General features: G+C 70.3%; 23 protein-coding genes. 3 read left to right on the forward strand and 20 right to left on the reverse strand.

What is annotated here, in order from left to right; all coding sequences use genetic code 11:
- Positions 1-63 precede the first annotated feature (63 nt).
- The 12 genes from infB to dxr form a co-directional block, all read right to left on the reverse strand.
- Entirely contained in the window at positions 64-2,877 is a 2,814-nt protein-coding gene (gene infB, locus N7E59_RS01915; protein ID WP_261623208.1) for a translation initiation factor IF-2, read from the reverse strand.
- Positions 2,878-3,081: 204 nt separating this feature from the next.
- Positions 3,082-3,363, reverse strand: a complete 282-nt coding sequence (locus N7E59_RS01920) for a YlxR family protein (protein WP_261623209.1) — start codon at positions 3,361-3,363, stop codon at positions 3,082-3,084.
- 76 nt (positions 3,364-3,439) lie between these two features.
- Positions 3,440-4,432 (reverse strand): transcription termination factor NusA, encoded by a 993-nt coding sequence (gene nusA / locus N7E59_RS01925; protein ID WP_261623210.1) that lies wholly within the window; start codon positions 4,430-4,432, stop codon positions 3,440-3,442.
- 39 nt (positions 4,433-4,471) lie between these two features.
- Positions 4,472-5,017 carry a ribosome maturation factor RimP gene (locus N7E59_RS01930; protein ID WP_261623211.1) on the reverse strand — a complete coding sequence of 182 codons (546 nt, stop codon included), beginning with the start codon at positions 5,015-5,017 and terminating at the stop codon, positions 4,472-4,474.
- 107 nt (positions 5,018-5,124) lie between these two features.
- A complete protein-coding gene (locus N7E59_RS01935) occupies positions 5,125-5,928 on the reverse strand; it encodes a TSUP family transporter (protein ID WP_261623212.1) in 804 nt (267 codons plus the stop codon).
- Positions 5,929-5,940: 12 nt separating this feature from the next.
- Positions 5,941-7,746 carry a proline--tRNA ligase gene (locus tag N7E59_RS01940; RefSeq protein ID WP_261623213.1) on the reverse strand — a complete coding sequence of 602 codons (1,806 nt, stop codon included), beginning with the start codon at positions 7,744-7,746 and terminating at the stop codon, positions 5,941-5,943.
- 71 nt (positions 7,747-7,817) lie between these two features.
- Entirely contained in the window at positions 7,818-8,771 is a 954-nt protein-coding gene (locus N7E59_RS01945; protein ID WP_261623214.1) for a hypothetical protein, read from the reverse strand.
- Between the two features lie 116 nt (positions 8,772-8,887).
- Complete coding sequence (locus N7E59_RS01950; RefSeq protein ID WP_261623215.1) at positions 8,888-9,799, reverse strand: GNAT family N-acetyltransferase; 912 nt, start codon at positions 9,797-9,799, stop codon at positions 8,888-8,890.
- Positions 9,759-10,928, reverse strand: coding sequence for a flavodoxin-dependent (E)-4-hydroxy-3-methylbut-2-enyl-diphosphate synthase (ispG, locus tag N7E59_RS01955; RefSeq protein WP_261623216.1), 1,170 nt, complete (start codon positions 10,926-10,928; stop codon positions 9,759-9,761). Before ispG ends, N7E59_RS01950 begins: the two co-directional genes overlap by 41 nt.
- Before the next feature lie 144 nt (positions 10,929-11,072).
- A complete protein-coding gene (locus N7E59_RS01960; RefSeq protein WP_261623217.1) occupies positions 11,073-11,477 on the reverse strand; it encodes an iron chaperone in 405 nt (134 codons plus the stop codon).
- A gap of 97 nt (positions 11,478-11,574) precedes the next feature.
- Entirely contained in the window at positions 11,575-13,053 is a 1,479-nt protein-coding gene (locus tag N7E59_RS01965; protein WP_261623218.1) for a M50 family metallopeptidase, read from the reverse strand.
- Positions 13,053-14,441, reverse strand: coding sequence for a 1-deoxy-D-xylulose-5-phosphate reductoisomerase (gene dxr / locus N7E59_RS01970; RefSeq protein WP_261623219.1), 1,389 nt, complete (start codon positions 14,439-14,441; stop codon positions 13,053-13,055). The genes N7E59_RS01965 and dxr overlap by 1 nt, the downstream gene beginning before the upstream one ends.
- A gap of 186 nt (positions 14,442-14,627) precedes the next feature.
- On the opposite strand from dxr, the gene N7E59_RS01975 reads away from it, so the two are divergent.
- Positions 14,628-15,095, forward strand: a complete 468-nt coding sequence (locus tag N7E59_RS01975) for a GNAT family N-acetyltransferase (RefSeq protein ID WP_261623220.1) — start codon at positions 14,628-14,630, stop codon at positions 15,093-15,095.
- A gap of 22 nt (positions 15,096-15,117) precedes the next feature.
- Complete coding sequence (locus tag N7E59_RS01980) at positions 15,118-15,660, forward strand: hypothetical protein (protein ID WP_261623221.1); 543 nt, start codon at positions 15,118-15,120, stop codon at positions 15,658-15,660.
- Positions 15,661-15,668: 8 nt separating this feature from the next.
- On the opposite strand, the gene N7E59_RS01985 is transcribed toward N7E59_RS01980, so the two are convergent.
- The 6 genes from N7E59_RS01985 to rpsB form a co-directional block, all read right to left on the reverse strand.
- Positions 15,669-16,229: a DivIVA domain-containing protein gene (locus N7E59_RS01985; RefSeq protein WP_261623222.1), complete on the reverse strand. Its 561-nt coding sequence runs from the start codon at positions 16,227-16,229 to the stop codon at positions 15,669-15,671.
- A 58-nt stretch (positions 16,230-16,287) separates the two neighbouring features.
- Positions 16,288-17,178, reverse strand: a complete 891-nt coding sequence (locus N7E59_RS01990; RefSeq protein WP_261623223.1) for a phosphatidate cytidylyltransferase — start codon at positions 17,176-17,178, stop codon at positions 16,288-16,290.
- 3 nt (positions 17,179-17,181) lie between these two features.
- Positions 17,182-17,739: a ribosome recycling factor gene (gene frr / locus N7E59_RS01995; RefSeq protein WP_261623224.1), complete on the reverse strand. Its 558-nt coding sequence runs from the start codon at positions 17,737-17,739 to the stop codon at positions 17,182-17,184.
- A gap of 105 nt (positions 17,740-17,844) precedes the next feature.
- A complete protein-coding gene (pyrH, locus tag N7E59_RS02000) occupies positions 17,845-18,612 on the reverse strand; it encodes a UMP kinase (RefSeq protein WP_261623225.1) in 768 nt (255 codons plus the stop codon).
- A 120-nt stretch (positions 18,613-18,732) separates the two neighbouring features.
- Positions 18,733-19,572 carry a translation elongation factor Ts gene (tsf, locus tag N7E59_RS02005; protein WP_261623226.1) on the reverse strand — a complete coding sequence of 280 codons (840 nt, stop codon included), beginning with the start codon at positions 19,570-19,572 and terminating at the stop codon, positions 18,733-18,735.
- Between the two features lie 54 nt (positions 19,573-19,626).
- Positions 19,627-20,514: a 30S ribosomal protein S2 gene (gene rpsB / locus N7E59_RS02010; protein WP_261623227.1), complete on the reverse strand. Its 888-nt coding sequence runs from the start codon at positions 20,512-20,514 to the stop codon at positions 19,627-19,629.
- A 488-nt stretch (positions 20,515-21,002) separates the two neighbouring features.
- Between rpsB and N7E59_RS02015 the strand changes: the two genes are divergently transcribed.
- Positions 21,003-21,659, forward strand: coding sequence for a M23 family metallopeptidase (locus tag N7E59_RS02015; RefSeq protein ID WP_261623228.1), 657 nt, complete (start codon positions 21,003-21,005; stop codon positions 21,657-21,659).
- Between the two features lie 46 nt (positions 21,660-21,705).
- On the opposite strand, the gene N7E59_RS02020 is transcribed toward N7E59_RS02015, so the two are convergent.
- Both N7E59_RS02020 and N7E59_RS02025 read right to left on the reverse strand, forming a co-directional pair.
- Complete coding sequence (locus tag N7E59_RS02020) at positions 21,706-22,827, reverse strand: glycosyltransferase (RefSeq protein ID WP_449289658.1); 1,122 nt, start codon at positions 22,825-22,827, stop codon at positions 21,706-21,708.
- Positions 22,821-23,567 (reverse strand): CDP-alcohol phosphatidyltransferase family protein, encoded by a 747-nt coding sequence (locus tag N7E59_RS02025; protein ID WP_261623229.1) that lies wholly within the window; start codon positions 23,565-23,567, stop codon positions 22,821-22,823. The genes N7E59_RS02020 and N7E59_RS02025 overlap by 7 nt, the downstream gene beginning before the upstream one ends.
- Positions 23,568-23,571 lie beyond the last annotated feature (4 nt).

Genomic DNA, 23,571 nt, shown 5'->3' on the forward strand with positions numbered 1-23,571 from the left:
GCCGTCCTCCTCTCGGACGGCGGCGGGCCGGTCCCCGTGTCTCAGCGCAGGGTCATCGTCGCCTCAGACGCGCGGGATCTCTCGCATCTCCCAGGTCTCGATCACGTCACCCTCCTGGATGTCGTTGAACGAGCCCAGGCCGATACCGCACTCGAAGCCGTCGCGCACCTCGGTGGCGTCGTCCTTGTAGCGCCGCAGCGACTCGATCGACAGGCTCTCGGCGACCACCGCTCCGTCGCGCACCAGGCGGGCCTTGGCGTTGCGGCGGATGATGCCCGAGCGGACGATCGAACCGGCGATGTTGCCGAACTTCGACGAACGGAAGACCTCCCGGATCTCGGCGGACCCGAGGGAGACCTCCTCGTACTCCGGCTTCAGCATGCCCTTCAGCGCGTTCTCGATGTCGTCGAGGGCCGCGTAGATGACCGAGTAGAAGCGCATGTCCACGCCCTCCGAGTCGGCCAGCTCCTGGACACGCTCCGCCGGACGGACGTTGAAGCCGATGATGATGGCGTCGTCGACCGTCGCCAGATTGACGTCGTTCTGCGTGATGGCACCGACGCCGCGGTGGATGACGCGCAGCTGGACGTCGTCGCCGACGTCGATCTTCAGCAGCGAGTCCTCCAGGGCCTCCACGGCACCGGAGACGTCGCCCTTGAGGATCAGGTTCAGCGTGTCGATCTTGCCCTCGGCCACCGCCTGGTCGAAGTTCTCCAGACTGATGCGCTTGCGACGCTTGGCCAGGTTCGCGTTGCGCTCGGCGGCCTCACGCTTCTCCGCGATCTGACGGGCCGTGCGGTCCTCCTGGGTGACCAGGAAGGAGTCGCCGGCGCGCGGGACGGTCGACATACCCAGCACCTGCACGGGCCGGGACGGGCCCGCCTCCTCCACCGGGCTGCCGTTCTCGTCGAACATCGCACGCACACGGCCGAAGCCGTTGCCTGCGACCATGTTGTCGCCGACCCGCAGAGTCCCGGACTGCACCAGGACGGTGGCCACGGCGCCGCGGCCCTTGTCCAGGTGCGCCTCGATGGCCACGCCTCGGGCCTCCTTCTCAGGATTGGCCTCGAGCTCCAGCGCGGCGTCGGCGGTCAGCAGGATCGCTTCGAGCAGCTGCTCGATGTTCTGGTGCTGCCGCGCCGAGACGTCGACGAACATGGTGTCGCCGCCGTACTCCTCGGGCACCAGGTCGTACTCGGTGAGCTGGCCGCGGATCTTGTCCGGGGACGCACCCTCCTTGTCGACCTTGTTCACCGCCACCACGATCGGCACGTCCGCCGCCTTGGCGTGGTTCAGCGCCTCGATGGTCTGCGGCATGACGCCGTCGTCCGCGGCGACGACCAGCACAGCGATGTCGGTGACCTTCGCACCGCGGGCACGCATGGCGGTGAACGCCTCGTGACCGGGGGTGTCGATGAAGGTCAGGCCGCGCTCTTCGCCCTCGTGGTCGACGTGGACCTGGTACGCGCCGATGTGCTGGGTGATGCCTCCGGCCTCACCCTCGGTCACGTTCGAGTTGCGCACGGCGTCGAGCAGGCGGGTCTTTCCGTGGTCGACGTGACCCATCACGGTCACCACGGCCGGACGGGCCTGCATGGACTCGGCGTCCTCGTTCTCGGCCTCGGCCTCGAGGTCGATGTCGAAGGACTCGAGGATCTCTCGGTCCTCGTCCTCCGGGGAGACGACCTGGACCTTGTAGCCCAGCTCCTCGCCGAGAAGCTGGAAGGTCTCCTCGTCCAGCGACTGGTTGGCGGTGGCCATCTCACCCAGCTTCATCAGCACGGTGACCAGGGCCGCCGGCTCGGCGCCGATCTTCTCGGCGAAGTCGGCCAGCGCCGCACCGCGACGCAGACGCAGCACCGTGGTGCCGTCGCCCTTGGGGACGCGCACGCCGCCGATCTCGCGGGTGTGCCGCTGCTCCATCTCCTGCCGCTTGGCGCGCTTGGACTTCCGGGCCTTGGACCGGGAGCCGCCGCGGCCGAAGGCGCCGGCCGTGCCGCCGCGTCCGCGGCCGCCGCGACCGCGGGGCGGTCCTCCGGGGCCGCCGGGCCCGCCCGGACCGCCGGGGCCGCCGCCGGGACGACCGCCCGGACGCCCACGGCCCCCGCCGGGTGCGGCGGGCGCCGGCGTCTGACCGGGCATCATGGACGGCTTGGGGCGGTTCCCTCCGCCGGGGCGCGGCGGTGCGCCCTGGCCGGGTGCGGGACGTCCGCGGCCGCCGCCGGGACGAGGTCCGCCCGAGCGCTCCTGACGGTCTCCGCGCATCCCCTGCTGCGGGGCGAACGGGTTGTTGCCCGGACGCGGACCGGGCCGGGGCCCGCCGGAGCCGCCGGGACGGGGTCCGCCCGAGCGCTCCTGCTGGCCCATGCCCTGCTGCGAGGCGAACGGGTTGTTGCCCGGACGCGGTCCCGGCCGGGGCCCGCCCGGCTTGGGCGCGCCCGGACGGGCACCGCCTGAGGGAGCGTCGGACTCGTCGGGCTTCGGCGCCTGCGAGGGCTTGGGTGCCGGCGGCTGCTCGGAGGCGGCGTCCGGGGCCGGGGCCTCGGGCGCCGGCACGTCCTCGGCCTCGGGCGCCGGCGGCTCCTCCGCGGGCTTGGGGCTGGGCTTGGGCGCCCCGGCCGCACTGCGGCCGGCGGACGGCTTGGGGCCGGGCTTGCGGGCCGGCGAGGGCTTGGGCGTCGAGCCGGAGCCGGAGCCGGAGGCACCCTCCTTGCCGGAGGCGTCGGGGAAGGCTGCACGCAGCTTCTTCGCGACGGGGGGCTCCACCGTCGACGACGGGGACTTCACGAACTCGCCCATGTCCTGCAGCTTGGCGAGTGCATCCTTGGATGTGATTCCGAGCTCCTTGGCGAGCTCATGTACGCGGGCCTTGGCCACTTTGCTCCTTGTCTGGCCCGCGCGGCACCCCCGCTGAGATCAGCAGGGGCTGATGTCAGGGGTTCACCTTCACGGACCGGTCAACATCGTCGATTTCCGAGACGGAGTCACTCAGCTGGTTCATCACTGGGCACTCATCCGTCGATGCTCATCGGGTGTCCATCACTTTCGAACCCGCTTTCCATCCGATACGTGCAGTGGACGTCATGGGGCGACCGGACCGATGATCCGCTCGACGCTCAGGTGCTCGACGCTGACCGGACGGCGGAACGCCCTGTGGAAGGCCTTCCGCCGCACCGCCTGCTCGAAGCACTCCTCCTCCGGGTGGAGCCAGGCACCGCGGCCGGGCATCCGGCGCGCGGGGTCGGGCACCACGCGGGGAAGGCTCGCACCGTCGTCGTCGGACGCCGGCGCGAGGACGAACCTCACGACGTCTCCCTGGTCCACCCGTCGACGACAGCCGACACAGGTGCGCACAGGGACCATGACAGTCTACCTCCATGTGGGGTTCTGGGAAGAATCTCCGGCACCGGGTCCCGCCGCGTCGGGCGGTCCCGGACCGTCAGGCCTGGACGGCCTCGGCGTCGGACTCCGCGGCGTCGGAGATGATGTCGATCCGCCACCCGGTCAGCTTCGCCGCCAGCCGCGCGTTCTGCCCCTCCTTGCCGATGGCCAGGGACAGCTGGTAGTCCGGGACCACCACCCGGGCCGACCGCGTGGTCTCGTCCAGGACGTCCACCGACTTCACCTTCGCCGGGGAGAGCGCATGACCGATGAACTCGGCGGCCTGGTCGGAGTGGTCGATGATGTCGATCTTCTCGTCGTTGAGCTCGGTCATCACCGCGCGCACGCGCGCTCCCATCGCACCGATGCAGGCACCCTTGGGGTTGATCCCGGCCTCGTGGCTGCGCACCGCGATCTTGGTGCGGTGCCCGGCCTCCCGGGCGATGGCGGTGATCTCCACCGCTCCCTCGGCGATCTCGGGGACCTCGTGCTCGAAGAGCTTCTTCACCAGACCCGGATGCGAGCGGGACAGCGTGATGGAGGGCCCCTTCATCCCGCGGTGGACGTCGACCACGTAGGCCCGCAGCCTGGAGCCGTGCGGGTACTCCTCACCGGGGACCTGCTCCTGCGGGGGCAGCACGGCCTCGACGGCGCCGAGGTCGACCTGCACCATGTTCGGATTGCGCCCCTGCTGGATGAGCCCGGAGATGAGCTCACCCTCGCGGCCCTTGAACTCGCCCAGGACCTGGTCGTCCTCGGCGTCGCGGATCCGCTGCATGATGACCTGGCGCGCCGTGGAGGCGGCCACCCGGCCGAAGTTCTTGGGGGTGTCGTCGAACTCTCCGAGGACCGTGCCGTGCTCGTCGAACTCCTTGGCCCAGATGGTGACGTGTCCGGTCGACTCGTCGATCTCGGCGCGGGCGTGCTTCAGGGCACCGGGAGACTTGTGGTAGGCGAGGACGAGCGCATGTTCGATGGCCGGCATCAGCTTGTCCAGGGGTATCTCGCGCTCCCGGACCAGCATCCGCAGTGCGCTCATGTCGATATCCACTTGTTCCTCCCGTGCAGGTAGCGGTTCGTGCCGGCTCGGCTACTCCGTGTGTGAGAACTCTACCTGGACTCGGGCGCGGTCGACGGATGCCAGGGGGATGTCGACGGGGTCGCCGTGACGTACGGGCATCCCCTTCTTCGGCGGCTGCTTCTGCTCCACCACGCGGATGTCGCTCTCGGAGACCTCCTGCAGGCGTGCCACCAGGGGCGGCAGACCCTCCCGCTCGATCTCCAGGAGGCGTCCGACGTTGCGTGCGTAGTGCCGGGGCTCGGTCAGGGGGCGGGTCGCACCCGGGGTGGAGACTTCGAGCTCGTAGTCGTCGAGGTCGCTGAGCGCATCGGCGTCGTCGAGAGCCTCCGAGAGGGACTCCGAGACGGCGGCGACGGTGTCGAGGTCGACCTGCTCGACACCGGTCTCGTAGTCGAGGACGATCCGCAGCGACGCCCCCGCGGCCGCGCTGCGGACCTCAGCCTCCTCCAGGATCAGCCCGTGCTCGACCACCACGGGCTCGATGACGGGGAGCAGCTGCTCGGCCCGCGGGTCGCGGGCCTTCTCGTGCTGACTGGCACGGCGCGATACGGCCATCTCGGCACCTTCCGGAGTCGTCGGTTCGGGCCGTCCCAGTCTACTCCCGCGCTGCTCCCGCGCTTGGGACGCCCTCCGCAGGGGTCCGCCGGGAACGGCCGCGCGTCTCACGGCAGCCAGTCGGAGACGACGTCCCATCCGAGATTGATCACCAGGGCGAAGACCACCACGAGGAACACGATCCGGACGAACCGGGAGCCCTTGGCGATGGCCATCCGGGCACCGGTGTAGCCTCCGGCCATATTCGCCAGGCCGAGGACGAGCCCGGTCAGGACCATGACATGGCCCGCCGGGGCGAAGAAGGCCAGGGCCCCGAGGTTCGTCGCGGCGTTGACGATCTTCGCGTGGGCCGACGCATTGAGGAAGGAGTAGCCCAGGATCGTCACCAGGCCGATGATCAGGAAGGTGCCCGTCCCCGGCCCGAGCATGCCGTCGTAGAAGCCGACCGCCGCTCCGATGAGCACGGCTCGACTCAGGTGGCCCAGACCGGCGTGGCGCAGCCGCTCCAGCTTCCCGATGTCAGGCTTCGATGCGGTGAAGATCCCCACGGCCAGCAGGGCGAGCACGATGATCGGCATGATCACCTGCTCGGGCAGCGAGGCGGCGACGATCGCTCCGCCGAAGCTGGCGCAGAATGCGGCGAACGCCGTCGGCAGCGCCGTGCGCAGGCTCGGTCGGACCCGTCGGATGTAGGTCAGTGCGGAGGTGGTGGTGCCGAAGATCGACCCCAGCTTGTTGGTCGCCAGCGCCTGGACCGGACTCATCCCCGGGAGCAGCAGAAGCGCGGGCAGCTGCAGCAGCCCCCCGCCGCCGACCACGGCGTCCACCCAGCCGGCGGCGAATCCCACGGCGAGCAGCAGCAGGATCATCGTCCACGAGACGCCCTCGAACTCTCCGAGCAGAACCTCCATGGGTGGTGCGGATCAGGACAGGGAACGGACGCGGCCGACGACGGCCTCGACCGCAGCGTCCACCGGCACCTGCTCCGCCTCACCGCTGCGGCGGTCCTTGAGCTCGACGACGCCGTCCTTCAGGCCGCGGCCCACCACGACGATGGTCGGCACGCCGACCAGCTCGGCGTCGCCGAACTTGACCCCCGGCGACACCTTGGGACGGTCGTCGAGCATGACCGTCAGGCCCTGCTCCTCCAGGTCGGAGGTCAGCGTCTCCGCAGCGTCGAAGATCTCGGCGTCCCTGCCCGTGGCCACGATGTGCACGTCGGCGGGAGCGACCGACGACGGCCAGATCAGCCCGCGGTCGTCGTGGCTCGCCTCGGCGACGGCGGCCAGCACACGCGTGACGCCCAGTCCGTAGGAACCCATGGTCACCGTGGTGAGCTTGCCGCTGACGTCGAGGACCTGCAGGCCCAGGGCGCGCGCATAGCGCTCCCCCAGGTGGAAGATATGGCCCAGCTCGATGCCGCGGCGCGTGCTCAGCGGCCCGGAGCCGTCGGGCGCCGGATCCCCGTCTTCGACGACGACGGACTCGATCACGCCGTCCCAGGTGAAGTCACGTCCGGCGACGAGTCCGAACACGTGGTGGTCAGCTCTGTTCGCACCGGTGATCCATGAGGTGCCCGTCACGACCCGGGGGTCGACGTAGTACGGGATCCCCGTGGAGCCGGACTCCCCCAGCACGGGTTCGGCAGCCGTCAGACCGGGGCCGATGTAGCCGCGCACCAGGCCGGGATGACGACGCAGGTCCTCGTCTCCGGCGGCCTCGACGGTGGCCTCACCGGCGAGGCCCAGCTTCTCTCCGATGGTGGACTCGACACGCTTGAGGTCGACGTCGCGGTCGCCCGGGACTCCGATGACCACCACACGGCGCTCTCCCTCGGCGGTCGTCACGGCGATGACGACGTTCTTGAGCGTGTCCGCCGCCGTCCAGGGACGGTCGGCACGCGGGTGGTCCGCCTGGGCCGCGGCCACCAGGGTCTCGATGGTGTCGGTCCCCGGAGTCAGGTGCACGGCGGCCTCGGGCAGCCCTTCGACGTCACCGGACTCGGGGGCGACGGTGGTGACCGCTTCGACGTTGGCCCGGTACCCGGCCGGAGACTCGACGAAGGTGTCCTCACCGATCTCGCAGGGGAACAGGAACTCCTCCGAGGCGGAGCCGCCCATCGCACCGGAGACGGCGTCGACCGGGACCACGGGGAGTCCGAGGCGTTCGAAGATCCGAAGGTAGGCGGCCCGGTGCGCGTCGTAGGCCGCGCGCTGGTCCTCGTCGGTGACGGAGAACGAGTAGGAGTCCTTCATGATGAACTCCCGTCCGCGCAGCAGGCCCGCCCGCGGACGGGCCTCGTCGCGGTACTTGGTCTGGATCTGATAGACCGACAGCGGCAGGTCCTTGTACGAGGTGTAGAGGTCCTTCACCATCAGGGTGAAGACCTCCTCGTGCGTGGGGGCGAGCAGGTAGTCGGCACCCTTGCGGTCCTGGAGCCGGAAGATGTTGTCTCCGTAGTCCTCCCACCGGTCGGTGGCCTCGTACGGCTCCTTCGGCAGAAGCGCCGGGAAGTGCACCTCCTGCGCTCCGATGGCGTCCATCTCCTCACGCACGATCTCCTCGACCCGACGGAGGACCTTCACCCCCAGCGGCAGCCAGGAGTAGATGCCCGGAGCGGATCGACGGATGTAGCCCGCACGGACCAGCAGCTGATGGCTGGCGACCTCGGCGTCGGCCGGGTTGTCACGCAGTGTGCGCAGGAACAGTCGGGACAGTCTCAGGGGCACAGAAGCACTCGATTCCTGGTCAGGGGATGGGGTCTGCTGGCGACGAGTCTACAATCCGCCGAGGGCGCGGATCAGCCGTCGTCCTCGTCCTCGGGCTCCTCGAGGTCTTCGTCGACCAGTGCGCCCAGCAGTTCGGCGGCGCGGTCCTGCAGCTGCTGGGCCCGGTCCTCAGCCTCATCGTCGTCCAGGGGCGCCTCCAACGGTTCGACCAGGGTGACGATCTGCGCCTCGTGACGGACCATCACGGCCAACGAGTGGCGCTCACCGTCGGCATCCTCAGCACTGAGCATGCGGCCCAGGGCGTCATCGGCTCCCGTCTCGACCTCGATCAGCTCGGAGACCACCTCGGTCTCGAGCTCCTCCTCGTCGACGGTGCGGGTGACGGTGTACTCGTCGCAGGACTCGAGACCCGAGAGTTCGGTCTGCATGTACCCCTCCGCGGCCGGGGCCTGCTGGTACGAGTAGAAGGTCGCCGTGAGCTCGGACTCCGCCCCCGGTTCGGCCGCCGCCTCGCCCGCTTCGGCGCCGTCCTCCGAGTCTCCCTCGGACTCGTCGTCAGACTCATCGTCGGGCTCTCCGTCGGAGTCATCCTCTCCTCCCCGACCCTCGACGCCGCTGGCCACCAGGGCACCGTCGGGCACCGGTGTGCCGGAGGAGAGCACCTGCGCCTGACACTCCATGGGGTCGACCACCAGGCGCCTCAGCTCGGTCTCGATGTCCCGCAGGGATTCGAGCAGCTCATCGGTGGTGCGCACGGTCGGGTCGTCGAGCTCCTCCCGCAGGACCTCGGCCATCTCGTCCTGAGACTTCTGGTCGCCGGCAGGTTCGGGGGCCGAGCGCTCGATCCCCTCGCCGGGGTCGCCGATGGCGACGTCGCCGTCGGGCTCCCCGTCGACGTCCTCCGGATCGGGGGTGCAGGCCGTCAGCGTCACCGCGCCGACGGCTCCCAGGGCGAGGAGACGCCGCCAGACCGGAGAGACGGACCCGAGCGTACGACGCGGCTCGACGGCACGACGAGGGGACATCGGGGACTGCTCCTGAACGGGGTCGGTGCGGCCCCACTCGACGGCGAGGCGGGCTCTCCCCTCAGTATGGGCCCGCCGCTCCGTCCCCGCACGCATCGACACCCGCCTTACGCGGCTCAGAAGAGGACGGTGGCGAAGGTGCCGACCTGCTCGAAGCCGACGCGCCGGTAGGCGCGGACCGCGGACTCGTTGAAGCTGTTGACGTAGAGGCTCACCGTCGGCGCCAGGGAGAGCCCGTGACGGACCACCGCGGCCATCCCCGGAGCGGCCAGTCCCCGTCCCCTGTCCCTAGGCCGGACCCACACTCCCTGGACCTGGACGACGTCCGGGGTGACCGCGCCGAACTCTGCCTTGAAGACGACCTCCCCGGTGCTCGGGTCGGTGCGGATCAGCGAATGGCCGCCGGCGATCAGCGTACGGATGCGGTCGTGATACTGCGAGACGCCCTGGGTGTAGGGGGAGAATCCGAGCTCTTCGGTGAACATCGCCGCGCAGGCCGGCTCCAGCACGCCGAACTCCTCCGGCACGGAGAGCCGCACCCCGGGGAGCGGATCGATCTCGGGCCGCCGATCCATGACCATCAGGGGCTGAGACTCCCGCACCTCACGGGCGGTGACCCACTCCGTCGCCTCGAAGAGGCTCAGCACGGCGTCGGCCGGCCCATAGATCGACGAGACCCGCCGCCGCAGCCGCGCCGCACACTGCCCGAAGAGGGCGGCCTGCCGGGCGTCGGCCTCGACGGGGTTGATGTTCGACCCCACCCAGCAGGCGGCGTCGAGCTCGCCGTCGCCGGCGTCGATGCCCAGGAACATCGCGGGGCTCCGGCCGCGACCCGGCCCTGCTGTGCCGCGTGAGGCCAGCAGTGCGGCGACGGAGACGCCGGAGACCGGATCACGGGCCAGCAGCCGGCGCAGGGCGGGGGTGTCCGACGGTTCGAGGACACGGACCTCACCGTCCCCGGCGTCGTCGATCCGTCCGGTGAGTCCGTCAGCCGACGGAGACCACCGGGGAACCCTGAGTCTCGGCATCGCCCTCGGCCTCCAGGCCCATCTCCTCCGCGAGTCGGTTGGCCTCGTCGATCAGCGTCTCGACTATCTGGTCCTCGGGCACCGTCCTGATGACCTCGCCCTTGACGAAGATCTGACCCTTGCCGTTGCCCGAGGCCACGCCCAGATCGGCGTCGCGCGCCTCGCCGGGTCCGTTCACCACGCAGCCCATGACCGCCACCCGCAGCGGGACCTCCATACCCTCCAGACCCGCGGTGACCTCGTCGGCCAGGGTGTAGACGTCGACCTGAGCTCGTCCGCAGGAGGGGCAGGAGACGATCTCCAGCTTGCGCGGCCGCAGGTTGAGCGACTCCAACAGCTGATTGCCGACCTTGACCTCCTCGGCCGGCGGGGCCGACAGGGAGACCCGGATCGTGTCGCCGATCCCCTGGGCCAGCAGGGCGCCGAAGGCGGTGGCGGACTTGATGGTCCCCTGGAAGGCGGGGCCGGCCTCCGTCACGCCCAGGTGCAGGGGCCAGTCTCCGCGGGCGGCTAGCTGCTGGTAGGCCTGGACCATGATCACCGGGTCGTGGTGCTTCACCGAGATCTTGAAGTCGTGGAAGTCGTGCTCCTCGAAGAGCGAGGCCTCCCAGACCGCCGACTCGACCAGCGCCTCCGGCGTGGCCTTGCCGTACTTCTCCATCAGCCGCTTGTCCAGGGAGCCGGCGTTGACTCCGATGCGCAGCGAGACTCCGTGGTCCTTCGCCGCCTGAGCGATGTCGCCGACCTTGTCGTCGAACTTGATGATGTTGCCGGGGTTCACCCGCACTGCTCCGCAGCCGGCCTCGATGGCCGCGAAGACGTACTTGGGCTGGAAGTGGATGTCCGCGATCACCGGGATCTGGGACTTCTTCGCGATGATCGGCAGCGCGGCGGCGTCCTTGTCGGTGGGGCAGGCCACGCGCACGATGTCGCAGCCCGACGCCGTCAGTTCGGCGATCTGCTGCAGCGTGGCGTTGATGTCATGGGTCTTGGTGGTCGTCATCGACTGCACAGAGACGGGGTGGTCGCTTCCCACGCCCACCGCACCGACCTGGAACTGCCTCGTGGGCCGACGGGGCGCGAGCACCGGCGGCGGAGCGGAGGGCATACCGAGGTTGACGGAGGTCACTGACTTGTCCTGCCTTCTCTCTGCGGGGTCATGGTGCTGGCGGGCGATCTGTTCGCGGCCGCAGCGGCTCGCCGTCCACCGGGACGGCGACGCACTCCCATCGTATCGCCCACCCGCCGACGTCCGAACATGTCCGATCGACGATCAGGCCGTCGTCCCGTCGGACCCGCCCGGGCGGCCGGGCTCCCGGTCGGACTGCCGCAGGCCGCTCCGAGACGCCGTGACGAGCCGCTCGACGAGGTCGTCGGGTATGGGACGGTCGGGCGGGAACGTGACGCCGGTCCTGGTGGCCCGCAGTCCGGCCGCGGCGATCTCCTCCGCATGCTGGGAGATCGAGTCCGGTAGGACGTAGAGCCCGCATTGCCGGGAGAACGCCGCGTATCCCGCGACGATCACACCGTCGATCCGGAATCCCGGCATGCCGTAGGCCACGACCTCCTCCGCATCCGGCAGTGCGCGGCGCAGCTGGTCGCGCAGCCGCACCAGCGATGGTCGCAGGTGCTCGGCCGCTTCGGCGACATAGTCGTCGGGCCCCTCCGGCGTCGTCATCCGACCACCTCATCTCCGCCGCCGACCTCCCGTGCGGAGTGCCGCGGACCCATCATGCCCCGGATCGCGGGCGGACGACACCCCCATCCGGTCCCGGCTACTCGAAGAGACGGATCGGGTTGACGACGTCGGCCACGATCAGGATGACCCCCATGCCGATGAGCAGCGCGGCCACGACATAGGTGACCGGGAGCATCGTGGAGATGTCGAAGGGTCCCGGGTCCGGTCGTCCCAGCAGCTTGGCCAGACGACGGCGCAGGCTCTCGTACAGGGCTCCGGCGACGTGTCCGCCGTCCAACGGCAGCAGCGGGATCAGGTTGAACACCATCAGCGCCACGTTCACCGAGGCCACCATGGACACCAGCGTGGCGAACCGCGACTCGAGCGGGATCTGGTCCTGGACCGACAGTTCGCCGGCGATGCGTCCCACTCCGACCACGGACATCGGGCCGTCGGGGTCCCGCTCCTGCCCGGTCAGCGTGGTGACGGCGACGTCGTACATCCGCACCGGCAGCTGCAGCACGATCTCTCCGACGGCCTTCGACTGCTCCCACACCAGGGGGACCGCCTCCCAGGGCGGCTGACGGACCAGGTCCTGGGCCGCGCCCATGCCGATGAACCCCACCGGCTCCGTGACCATCGAACCGTCCGAGGTCGTCTCGGCGCGCCCCAGCGCATCGGTGACCGGTCGCTCGGTGAGCAGGGGGGTCAGCTCGGCGGTGCGCCGTTCGCCGTCGCGGGCGTAGACGATCTCCCGACTCTCCCCCGCGGACTCACGGATCAGCGCGGTGAGCTCCTCCCAGTCGTCGATCTCCCGACCGCCGAAGGCCAGGATCTCGTCTCCGGGCCGCAGCCCGGCCTCATAGGCCGGACCGGCGGGGTCGTCCTCGGTGCACTCCTGCTGCCCGGCCTGCTGGGCCTCCGCCGTCACCACGCACTCGAAGACCTCCTCCACCGTGGTGGTGGGCTGAGAGGTCCCGTGGAGGGTGATGGTCCCGGCCGTCAGGCCGAGAGCGATGAGCAGGTTCATGAACGGCCCGCCCATCATCACGATGGTCTTCTTCCACGTGGCCAGACGGTGGAACATGCGGTCCTCGTCGCCGGGGCGCAGCTCCTCCGCGGCGACCTCCCGGGCCTCGGCCGACATCTGTTGGAACAGGCCGGTGGACTGGGAACGGACCAGCGGACGCTGCGGCGCCCCGCCGTCAGACGGTTCCTGCGGAACGGACGGGGCGGCGTACTGGGCTCCGACGCGCCGCAGATAGGGGTCCTGCGGCTGGACCTCCTCAGCGTCGTCGTCCCGGGGATCGCCGGGTTCGGCGTGCTGGTCCTGATCCGGGGGCGGATACATCCCGATCATCGCCACATAGCCGCCGAGCGGTATCGCCTTGATCCCGTACTCGGTCTCCCCGCGCCGCCTCGACCACAGGGTGGGCCCGAAGCCCACCATGTACTGGGTGACGCGGACCCCGAAGAGTTTGGCCGGCACCAGATGCCCCACCTCGTGCAGGGCGATGGAGAGGATGATGCCGACGGCGACGATCAGCACTCCGGCGGTGACCAGCAGCGCGTCCATCAGCGGCCCCCGGCGCGCGCCGACGGCGTCGTCCTCGCCGCGGCGATGAGCGCATCGGCTTCCTGACGGGCCCAGTGCTCCGCCTCGAGCACCGTGTCCAGCTCGAGGGTCGCGACGGATGCGTCACAGGTGTCGTCGTGGCGGGCCAGCACCTCCTGGACCACCCCCAGGATCCCGTCGAAGCGGAGCCGCCGCTCGTGGAACGCGTCGACGGCCTGCTCGTTGGCGGCGTTGTAGACCGCCATATGTGTGGCGGACGCGGCACAGGCCTGCTTGGCCAGACGGACCGCGGGGAATGCCGCATGGTCCAGCGGCTCGAAGTCCCAGCTCATGGGGCGGGTCCAGTCCAGCGGCTCGTCCACCGCCGGAAGCCTGTCGGGCCAGGTGAGCCCCAGGGCGATGGGCACCATCATCCTCGGGGGTCCGGCCTGGGCCAGCGTGGAGCCGTCGTGGAACTCGACCATTGAGTGGATGATCTGTTGGGGGTGGACGACGGCCTCGACGTCGTCGAGCGGCACGTCGAACAGCAGGTGCGCCTCCACGACCTCCAGAGCCTTGTTCACCAGGGTGGCGGAGTTCGTCGTGACCACCCTCCCCATCGAGTAGTTGGGGTGCTTCAGGGCCTGCTCCGGGGTGACCGCGGCGAGCTGATCGGGGGACCGTCCCCGGAAGGGGCCGCCGGAGGCGGTGACCACCAGGCGGGACACCTCCGTACGTCCGGTCACGGTGGGCGCACACATCCCCCGCTCATGTCGGCCGGACGCCAGAGCCTGGGCGAGTGCCGAATGCTCGGAGTCGACCGGGACCACCTGGCCGGGCCTGCGCTGCGCCGCGGCCACCAGCGCCCCGCCGACGACCAGCGACTCCTTGTTGGCCAGGGCCAGGGTCACCCCGGCGCTCAGTGCGGCCAGGGTCGGCCGCAGACCGACCGAGCCGGTCATCCCGTTGAGCACGACGTCGACGTCGTGGGCCTCGGCCACCTCTCCGGCGATCTGCTCGGCCGCATCGGCCCCGGTGAGGACCTCCGGACCCTCCTCGGGCAGGCCTTCGGTGCGGCGGGCCCCCCGCAGCGCCTCGTGGAGCGCCGGGCGCCTCGGATTCTGCGACGTGCCGCCGTCGACGGCGATCGCGACGCAGCGCGCCCCGGTGCGGGCGGCCTGCCGGGCGAGGAGTTCGGTGTCCGATCCTGCGGCCAGAGCCACGACCTCGAAGCGGTCGGGGTGTGCATCGATCACGGCGAGCGCCTGGGTGCCGATGGAGCCGGTCGACCCGAGGATCGCCACGCGGCGGCGTCGTGGAACGGCTCGGGCCTCAGCGTCCCGCCGCTGGGCGCCGCACGGCCCGGAGGCCGCTGCTGATGAGCCGGGGGCTGAAGCGGGTGTCGACATGGGACCATTATCGACCCAGATCGTCGTGGAGGCTGAATCGGCGCCGAGCACACCCGCGGGGCCGGGCCCGTGAGGGCGGTCGGCACGTTCGGTGACGAATCGGTAGGGTGGTCAGCAGCGACCCGTGACGCATCCGTCACGGGTGATGAGACCGTTCGACGCCGACGTCGAGGACGAGGAGCACAGATGATCACGCTGCGGGACGTCAGACCCAGTGATCTGGACCGGTTCTTCCTGTTCCAGCAGGACGCCGACGCCGCCCACATGGCAGGCTTCGCCCCCTCCAACCCCCGGGACCGCGGAGTCTTCGACCATCACTGGGCCCAGCTCACGCAGTCGGACGACGTCATCGTGCGCACCATCGACCTCGACGGCGAGCCGGTCGGATCCGTCGCCGCCTACGACGTCGACGGCGTCCGGGAGATCATGTTCTGGACCGACAAGCAGTATTGGGGCCGCGGGGTCACCACCGAGGCGGCCGAGCTGTTCCTCAGCGAGTTCCCCCGGCGTCCGGTCCAGGCACGCGTGGTCGTGGACAACGGCGGAATGCTGAAGATCCTGCAGGAGCTGGGCTTCCGGTCGGTCGGCGAGGAGCGCAGCTTCTCGAACGCCCGGGCCGAGGTGGTCACCGAGCAGATCCTGCAGCTCGACTGAGGAACCGGTCCACAGACCTGCGATGACCGATGCCGCGACCGCCGGAGGGCCGACGCTGACCAGCACGTCCCGCCCGGGGTGGGGTCCGTTCGTCCTCGTGGGGGTCCTGATGCTCGTCTCCCTGGGAGTGGGCGCCGCGGCCTCCCTCGCCGTGGAGGGAGTCCGGGAGAGTCGGACCGCACTGCTGGTGCTCGCCGGCGTCGCCGTCGCCGAAGTCGTGCTGATGTGGTGGCTGCATCGGCACAGCACCGTCACCCTCACCGCAGATGCCCGCGGCATCACCCTGCACACGATGCGGTTCGTGCGCAGCACGATCCCGTGGCAGGAGGTCGACTCGATCGCCGTCGGTCTGCGGGGACCGAGTCTGGAGATCGGCTGGCGGATGTACGGCGGGGGCCGGGTGGCCTACGCCGCCGGGCCGGAGACCATCACGCTGACCACCACGCGCACCCGCGGTCATCGGCCTGCGGCGCTGCAGGGGCACCGGCTCGCCCGCGAATACCTGGTCTCGGTGTCCGAGGCGGAGGCCGTGGTCGCGAGGCTTCAGCAGATGCGCCCCCGCTGAGCGGGTCCTCAGCCCACCGCTGCCATGATCTCGGTCACGCGGGCCAGGAACGCGTCGACCTGGGCCTCGTCGTAGCCGTCGGAGCCGTGTGCCCCGGAGAACCGGATCCGGCGCACCTCGTCGACGCTCATCGGATTCGCACCGTCCAGGTACTCCTCGAGCTCTTGGCAGAGCTCGTCCACCGCCGACTTGCGATACCCCAGGGCTGAGGAGTTGGTCGGCTCCCGGAACCGGCGGTGGTCTGCGCGCTCGAGCCGGCGCCGCAGCGGCTCGGCACGGGCCGCGAGCTCGGCGTACCAGGCGTCCTCACCGTGGTCGGCGATGAACCTGTCCCGCTCGGCGAGGGCGAACGCGTCGACGAGGCGCTCCATGGCGGCGTCGACCTCGCTGCGGGAGTATCCCCCGGCGACCGTGGGGAACCGGGTGGCTCGGATCTGGTGCAGGGGCATGTCCCCGCCGTCGTCGTAGGTCCTGCGTGCCCGGTCCATGAAGACATCGACCTCGTCGCGGTCGTATCCGCGTCGGTCCTCGGCGACCGTCGTGAAGAGTCCAGAGTTCGTCTCCGCCATAGCTGACAGCCTAGACCAGGCCGACCTCGCCGGGGCGCTCCGACGTGGCCGATGGGACTCAGTCCAGCAGCGAGGCGCCTCCGACGTCGGTCAGCGCGACGATGACGAAGTAGGCGGTGGGCATCGCGAAGACCAGCGAGTCCAGGCGGTCCATCACTCCCCCGTGGCCCGGGAGCACATAGGACATGTCCTTCAGCCCCAGCTCCCGCTTGACCATGGATTCGGAGAAGTCTCCGGCGGTGGCCGCGACGACCACCGAGGCGGCCAGGGCCGCACCGATCAGCCAGTGCTCGTCGAAGATGAGCGTGGAGGCCAGCACGCCGACGAGCACGGACCCGGCGATGGACCCGGCGAATCCCTCCCAGGACTTCTTCGGGCTGACCTTCGGTGCGATGGGGTGACGGCCGAAGAGCACACCGACCATGTATCCGAAGGTGTCGTTGGCGACCACCAGCAGCACGACCACCGCCAGACGCCACTGGCCCTCGGGCTGGTTGAGCAGCAGCACGGCGAAGGAGATCAGGAACGGGACCCAGCAGGCCACGAAGATCGAAGCCATGACCGAGGGGCCGGGCTCGGGGATCCTGCGCGCCGCCGCCGCGACGACCACTGCCGTGCAGGTGACCATCAGTGCGAGGGTCAGCGCTTCGGCCCCACCGTAGTGTGCGGCGAGGGGCATGGCTGCGGCGCCGAAGTACAGCGGCGCCTTGGGCAGGCGCAGGCGCCCTGCGGTCTCCACCGCGCGGGCCACCTCCCAGACCCCCATGCACAGCAGCACGACGGCCACCAGGATGAGCAGCAGGGGGAAGAAGATGATCCCCAGCACGGCAGGGATCAGCAGGGCGGCCCCGGTGGCGATCGCCGCCGGGAGGTCACGCCCTGCCTTGGGTGTGCGCTGAGGCTTCTGCGTCGGCGTCGCCGCCTCGTGCGCGGTGCGGGGATCGACCACCGATCAGACCTCGAGCAGCTCGGCTTCCTTGCGCCTGGCCATCTCATCGATCCGCTCGGTGTGGGTCTTGGTCAGCGACTCGAGCTCCTTGGTCGCCCGGTCGCCGTCGTCCTCGCCGACCTCGCCGTCCTTGACCGCCTTCTCGATGGCCTCCTTGGCCTTGCGGCGGGCGTTGCGGACCGAGACCTTGTGATCCTCGCCCTTGGAGCGCACCAGCTTGACGTACTCCTTGCGGCGCTCCTCGGTGAGATCGGGCATGGTGATGCGGATCTGCTTGCCGTCGTTGGACGGGTTGGCGCCGATCTCCGAGTCCGAGAGGGCCTTCTCGATCTCACGCATGGCCGAGACGTCATAGGGGGTGATGAGGATGGTGCGCGCATCCGGGGTGTTGAAGGAGGCCAGCTGCTGCAGCGGGGTCGGGGCGCCGTAGTAGTCCACGAGCACCTTGGCGTAGAGGGCCGGGTTCGCGCGACCTGTGCGCACGGTGCCGAAGTCCTCGCTGGTGGCCTCGATGGCCCGTCCCATGAGCTCCTCGGCCTCGATCAGGGTCTCGTCAATCACGTGGTCTCCTCAGGTGGGTGGTCATCGATCAGTCTATCGGGGGGACGGTCCCCCGGGTTCGACGCCCCGGATTCGACGCCACGGGGGCGCGGGCCGGAGGCGTCGTCAGGGGGTGACCAGCGTGCCCAGCTCCTCGCCGAGCAGGGCACGGGTCACATCGCCCTCACCCTCCATGCCGAACACGCGCATGGAGAGGTCGTTGTCGTTGCACATGGTCATGGCGGTCTGATCCATGACACGGATGTCGCGCATCAGGGCGTCCGAGTAGGTCAGGCTGTCCAGACGCTCGGCGTCGGGGTGGACCTTCGGGTCGGCGGTGTAGACCCCGTCGACCCCGGACTTGCCCATGAGGATCATGTCGGCACCGACCTCGAGGGCGCGCTGGGCGCAGACCGTATCGGTCGAGAAGTAGGGCATCCCGGCGCCGGCGCCGAAGACGACGACTCGCCCCTTCTCCATGTGGCGCACCGCGCGCAGCGGGATGTAGGACTCGGCGACCTGCCCCATGGTGATGGCGGTCTGCACGCGGGTCGGCTGACCGGACTGCTCGAGGAAGTCCTGCAGCGCCAGACAGTTCATCACGGTGCCGAGCATGCCCATGTAGTCCGCCCGCGCACGGTCCATCCCCGCCTTGGAGAGCTCCGCCCCGCGGAAGAAGTTGCCGCCGCCGACGACGACGCAGACCTCCACCTCTCCCCGCACGGCGGCGATCTGCTCGGCGATGCCGCGCACCGTCGCCGGATCGACCCCGACGGAGCCTCCGCCGAACACCTCGCCCGAGAGCTTCAGCAGCACCCGGCGCCTGCTGCGGCGTGGGTCGAGCTGCGGATCGTCGGCCTGGGCGGCCACCGGGACTTCGGGCTGGGTCGTCATCGGCGCATGGTCCTTTCGGCTGCGGGCATGAGAAGGGGGTGGCCACTCTGGAGAGAAGTGGCCACCCCCTGAAGGTCTCAGATCACCTGGTCGTGCCCAGTGTACTGGTCACGGAGGCGATCAGGCTCCGACGCGGAAGCGTGCGAAGCCCTTCGCACCGGCACCGGCGGCCTCGAGGACCTGGGTGACGGTCTGCTTCGGGTCCTTCGCGAACGGCTGGTCGACCAGCACGTTGTCCTTGAAGAACGCATTGGTGCGACCTTCGACGATCTTCGGCATCGCCTGCTCCGGCTTGTTCTCGGCGCGGGCGGTCTCCTCGGCGATGCGGCGCTCGTTCTCCACCGTCTCGGTCGGAACCTCGTCCCGGGTCAGGAACTGCGGGCTCATCGCCGCTGCGTGGACGGCGACGTCGTGGGCCGCGGTCTCGGCCTCGGTCGAGTCGGCGTCGACGGCGAAGAGCACGCCGACCTGGGCCGGCAGGTCCTTGGCGGTCTTGTGCAGGTAGGCGTCGACGAAGGCGCCCTCGACCTTGGCCAGACGGCGCACCACGACCTTCTCACCGAGCAGGGCGGCCTCCTCGGTGACGTAGTCGCCCAGCGGCTTGCCGTCGACGTCGGCCTGCAGCAGGGTCTCGACGTCGGCGATGTCGTTGCGCACCGCGACGTCGAGGAGGTTCTCGGCCAGGGCGACGAACTTGTCGGACTTGGCGACGAAGTCGGTCTCGGCGTTGACCTCGAGCAGGTAGCCGCGGGTGCCCTCGACGACCTTGGCGGTCACCAGGCCCTCGGCCGCGGAGCGGCCCTCACGCTTGGCCGCACCCTTGATGCCCTTGATGCGGATGGCCTCGATGGCCTTGTCGAAGTCGCCGTCGGCCTCGTCCAGCGCCTTCTTGACGTCCATCATGCCGGCACCGGTGCGCTCGCGCAGGGCCTTGATGTCAGCGGCGGTGTAGTTCGCCATATGTCTGCTCCTCCGGGGGTGGAAGGTGGGTGGTGGCTGTCGTCGTTGAGAGGCTCAGTCGGCCTGCGGGGCCTCGGACTGCTCGCCCGACTCGGCGGCCTCGACCTGTCCGACGGAGGTCTGGCCCTCCTGCGGCACGCCGGCGCCGGGGTTCTCGGCCGGAGCGGCCTGCTCCTGGTTGTGCTGCTCGAGCAGCTCACGCTCCCACTCGGCCATCGGCTCGGCCGCGGCACCGCCGCCGGAGCGCTTCTCGTCGCGGGCGATGAGACCGTCGGCCACGGCGTCGGCGACGACGCGGGTCAGCAGCTCGACGGAGCGGATGGCGTCGTCGTTGCCCGGGATGGGGTACTCGACCTCGTCCGGGTCGCAGTTGGTGTCCAGGACGGCGATGACCGGGATGCCCAGCTTCTGGGCCTCGTCCACGGCCAGGTGCTCCTTCTTGGTGTCCACGACCCAGACCGCCGACGGGGTCTTGGTGAGGTTGCGGATGCCGCCGAGGTTGGACTGCAGCTTGTCGAGCTCGCGGCGCAGCAGCAGCAGCTCCTTCTTGGTGTGCCCGGAGCCGGCGACGTCGTCGAAGTCGATCTCCTCGAGCTCCTTCATCCGCTGCACACGCTTGGAGACGGTGGCGAAGTTGGTCAGCATGCCGCCGAGCCAGCGGTGGTTGACGTAGGGCTGTCCGACGCGGGTGGCCTGCTCCTCGATGGCGGCCTGGGCCTGCTTCTTGGTGCCGACGAACAGGATGGTGCCGCCGTGGGCGACGGTCTGCTTGACGAAGTCGTAGGCACGGTCGATGTAGGACAGCGACTGCTGCAGGTCGATGATGTAGATGCCGTTGCGCTCGGTGAAGATGAAGCGCTTCATCTTCGGGTTCCAGCGGCGGGTCTGGTGTCCGAAGTGGACTCCGCTGTCCAGCAGCTGGCGCATGGTGACGACGGGCATGGTGTTCCTTTCGGTGCCGGGCTTGGAGGACGCGGCGGCGGAGTCCGTGGACCCCGCTCGGGCCGCGCAGCGCCGGCGGTCTCTTTCGGTTGGTCTCGTGCTGCCCCGTTCTCCGGGGCTCCTGGCCGAGCGGGGAGCCGATGCTCACGCACCCGTACCGTCCGGGCATCCGTGGAGGATGCGCCCGACGGACCGAACGGATCCGTCCGCGCCGGTCCGAGGACCGGCGCGGCCTGCTCTGCGCGTAGTCAGCAGCCGACCCGACGCACACCTGGACCCCTGATGAGGGCATGAGGAGACGACCAGCGACTGCTGCTGCGATCCAGTGTACTACAGGAGGCGCGGCGTGCGACCCCGGCGCCGAGACGCCGGAACCCGGCGCGGGGTCCTCCACAGGCCGCAGTCCCCTGAGACCCGCAGGACCCGGTCTCCACAGCCGGCACGAGCCCTCGTGCTCCGATCGGGGTGCTCGGCGGAGACTGCCGGACATGACCACCTCACCACCGGCACCGCCGCCGGAGACTCGCCCCCGTCTGGTGTATACGGACCTGCATTCGCCGCTGGCCGGAACGCCGGGCGGCATCCGTGCGGCCCTGCGGAACCTGGGACGGTCCGCGGCGGGGTTCGCGGCGGCCGTGTCGGTGGTCTTCGCGGCCACGGCGTCTGAGCCTCCGGCCGCGGTCGCCGGAGCGGCCGCCTCCTCGGACCTTCGGAATCTGGAGGGGTCGTGGAGCTCCCCCACCTCCTCCGGCGCACCCGAGGTCGCCCGGCCTTTCGTCGAGCCGCCGTCGCCGTGGGGCGCGGGACACCGGGGCGTCGACCTGGCCGCCGCCCCGGGCTCTGAGATCACCGCACCGACGGAGGGGGCGGTCAGCTACGTCGGCACGGTGGTGGATCGGCCGGTGCTGTCGGTGGACCACGGCTCCGGCTTCGTCAGCTCCTTCGAGCCGGTGGAGTCGGAGCTCGAGGTCGGTGACCGGGTGTCCGCGGGAGACGTCCTGGGCGAGCTCGTCGCCGGAGGACACTGCGCCGACCGCGGGACCGAGTGCGTGCATTGGGGCGTGCGGCTCCACGGCGAGTACATCAATCCGCTGCTGATGCTGGGCGAACTGGAGCCCTCCGTACTCCTGCCGGTCCGGGGATGACCTGTGCGCGGACCGCACCGTTCAGTTCGGGCGACCGCGTCGCCGGTCAGCTCCACGGGCGACTGCGACGGCGGTGCGCCGCCGCCAGGCGCTCCCCCGTACGTACGAGCCGGCGGGCCGAGTCCTGCCACGAGATGCCCTGCGTACGGCGGCGCGCCGCCCGGGAGGCTGCGGGGAAGACTCCGGGGGACCCGAGGGCACCCACGGCGGCGGCGAAGGCGGCCGGGTCGTCACAGGGGACCTGCTGGGCCCCGCGGTCGGTCTGGGCGGATCCGGTCACCTCGGCGAAGATCGGCAGGTCGGAGGTGATGACCGGTGTCCCCTGGGCCATAGCCTCGACCACCGGCAGTCCGTAGCCCTCCGCGCGGGAGAGGGTGACCAGGGCCTGGGCGCGGCGCAGCAGAGCGACGTAGGCCTCCTCGTCGATGCCGTCGTGGAAGATCAGCTGGTCGGGTCGGTCGGCGAGCGCCACCAGCTCGGTCCTCCGTCGATCGCTGATGGGACTGCACAGGTGGAGCCGATGCTCGGGCAGGCGGTTCACCCCGCGGATGAGGCCCTCGACGTTCTTGTACTCCATGAACGAGCCCATATAGACCAGGTCTCGGCCTGGAGCGGTCTGCGGGTCGCGGGGTTCGGCCACCGGGTGCGGCGCATTGGGGATCAGCTCGACCGGGCGTCGTGTGAGGCGGTGCGCGCGGATGAGGGAGCGCGTGGTCTCCGAGACGGTGGCCACCGCATCGGCGCGGTCCAGCGTCCAGCGCTGGGGCGCGTAGGACAGGTGGTAGAGCCGCCAGCCGAACCGCACCGCTCTCGGAAGGTCTCGCGGCGGTGTTCGGTGCTGGTAGTAGATGAGGTCATGCAGGGTGAGGATCAGCGGATACCGACGTCCGGAGCCGCCCATGGTCTGCATGGGCGAGAACACGACGTCGGGCCGATGCGGATTGATCTGACGCGGGACCCAGGGCTCCCACGTCGAGGTCGGCGGACTCAGCAGGATGCTCGGGAGGTCCGGGAGCATGGGCAGCTGCTCCTCATCGCTGATGAGCATGGTGACCTCCGCCTGCTCGGCGGCCGCCCCGATGAGGCCGGCGGTGAATCGGGAGATGCCGTCGTGCACACGGGGCCGCGTATAGCGGGCGTCGAAGAATAGTCGCAGCACGCTCACCATTCTGCCCGGCGACCGCGCTCGGACTCGCCACGCAGGTCCGCCGGGGACTGCTCGAGTCGGAGCACGTCGACGGCGAAGGAGACGAGCAGCAGCGTCAGTGCGATCCCGGTGAGCACGATGTCCGCCCCCGACGACAGGCCGCTCGCCTGACCCTGTGCGGTCGACGGCGACAGGACCACGATCAGCACAGCGGTCGGGGCCGCGCCGCACACGCGCCGTCGCAGGGAACGGGGAAGCGGCGTCCGCCATCTGGTGCGGAGGCGGCGTCCGAGGCGGAAGAGCGGGTCGAGCAGCCCGATGAGGAGCACCCACCAGCCGAGGTGTGCGGCGACGGCACCGGCGAGGACGAGCACGACGACGGCGTCGGTGTCGGCGTCGTACCCGGCTCCGGCGGGGCTGCCGCCCCATCGTCTGGCGATCGCGCCGTCGACGCCGTCGAGCCCCAGCATGACCACTGCCGCGGCCACTCCGACCCAGCCCAGCACCGGCTCCGGCATGCCGTCGACGAGCTCACCTGACAGCACCGCCAGGATCATGCTGCGCACCAGGGTCGCCGCGTCGGCGGGCAGCAGACCGTGGCGGCGTCGTACGGCGTGGTGCTGACAGCTCAGGAAGACCACGGAGCCGACCACCGCGCCCATGGTCGAGGTGCCGATCAGCAGGCTGACGGCGACGACTGTGGACAGCCCGATCCCGACGCCGAGGAGTCGGCCCACGAGCACCCGACTCTGACCTGGCATGATA

The organism is Nesterenkonia marinintestina (assembly GCF_025420485.1).
Lineage (GTDB): Bacteria > Actinomycetota > Actinomycetes > Actinomycetales > Micrococcaceae > Nesterenkonia > Nesterenkonia marinintestina.

Coding starts and splice junctions, on each gene's coding strand:
- N7E59_RS01920 (WP_261623209.1), bottom strand. CDS start 3,363: ATGGTCCCTGTGCGCACCTGTGTCGGCTGTCGTCGACGGGTGGACCAG.
- N7E59_RS01930 (WP_261623211.1), bottom strand. CDS start 5,017: ATGGCCGTATCGCGCCGTGCCAGTCAGCACGAGAAGGCCCGCGACCCG.
- N7E59_RS01935 (WP_261623212.1), bottom strand. CDS start 5,928: ATGGAGGTTCTGCTCGGAGAGTTCGAGGGCGTCTCGTGGACGATGATC.
- N7E59_RS01945 (WP_261623214.1), bottom strand. CDS start 8,771: ATGTCCCCTCGTCGTGCCGTCGAGCCGCGTCGTACGCTCGGGTCCGTC.
- N7E59_RS01950 (WP_261623215.1), bottom strand. CDS start 9,799: ATGCCGAGACTCAGGGTTCCCCGGTGGTCTCCGTCGGCTGACGGACTC.
- N7E59_RS01960 (WP_261623217.1), bottom strand. CDS start 11,477: ATGACGACGCCGGAGGGGCCCGACGACTATGTCGCCGAAGCGGCCGAG.
- N7E59_RS01965 (WP_261623218.1), bottom strand. CDS start 13,053: ATGGACGCGCTGCTGGTCACCGCCGGAGTGCTGATCGTCGCCGTCGGC.
- dxr (WP_261623219.1), bottom strand. CDS start 14,441: ATGTCGACACCCGCTTCAGCCCCCGGCTCATCAGCAGCGGCCTCCGGG.
- N7E59_RS01975 (WP_261623220.1), top strand. CDS start 14,628: ATGATCACGCTGCGGGACGTCAGACCCAGTGATCTGGACCGGTTCTTC.
- N7E59_RS01980 (WP_261623221.1), top strand. CDS start 15,118: ATGACCGATGCCGCGACCGCCGGAGGGCCGACGCTGACCAGCACGTCC.
- N7E59_RS01985 (WP_261623222.1), bottom strand. CDS start 16,229: ATGGCGGAGACGAACTCTGGACTCTTCACGACGGTCGCCGAGGACCGA.
- pyrH (WP_261623225.1), bottom strand. CDS start 18,612: ATGACGACCCAGCCCGAAGTCCCGGTGGCCGCCCAGGCCGACGATCCG.
- tsf (WP_261623226.1), bottom strand. CDS start 19,572: ATGGCGAACTACACCGCCGCTGACATCAAGGCCCTGCGCGAGCGCACC.
- rpsB (WP_261623227.1), bottom strand. CDS start 20,514: ATGCCCGTCGTCACCATGCGCCAGCTGCTGGACAGCGGAGTCCACTTC.
- N7E59_RS02015 (WP_261623228.1), top strand. CDS start 21,003: ATGACCACCTCACCACCGGCACCGCCGCCGGAGACTCGCCCCCGTCTG.
- N7E59_RS02020 (WP_449289658.1), bottom strand. CDS start 22,827: ATGGTGAGCGTGCTGCGACTATTCTTCGACGCCCGCTATACGCGGCCC.
- N7E59_RS02025 (WP_261623229.1), bottom strand. CDS start 23,567: ATGCCAGGTCAGAGTCGGGTGCTCGTGGGCCGACTCCTCGGCGTCGGG.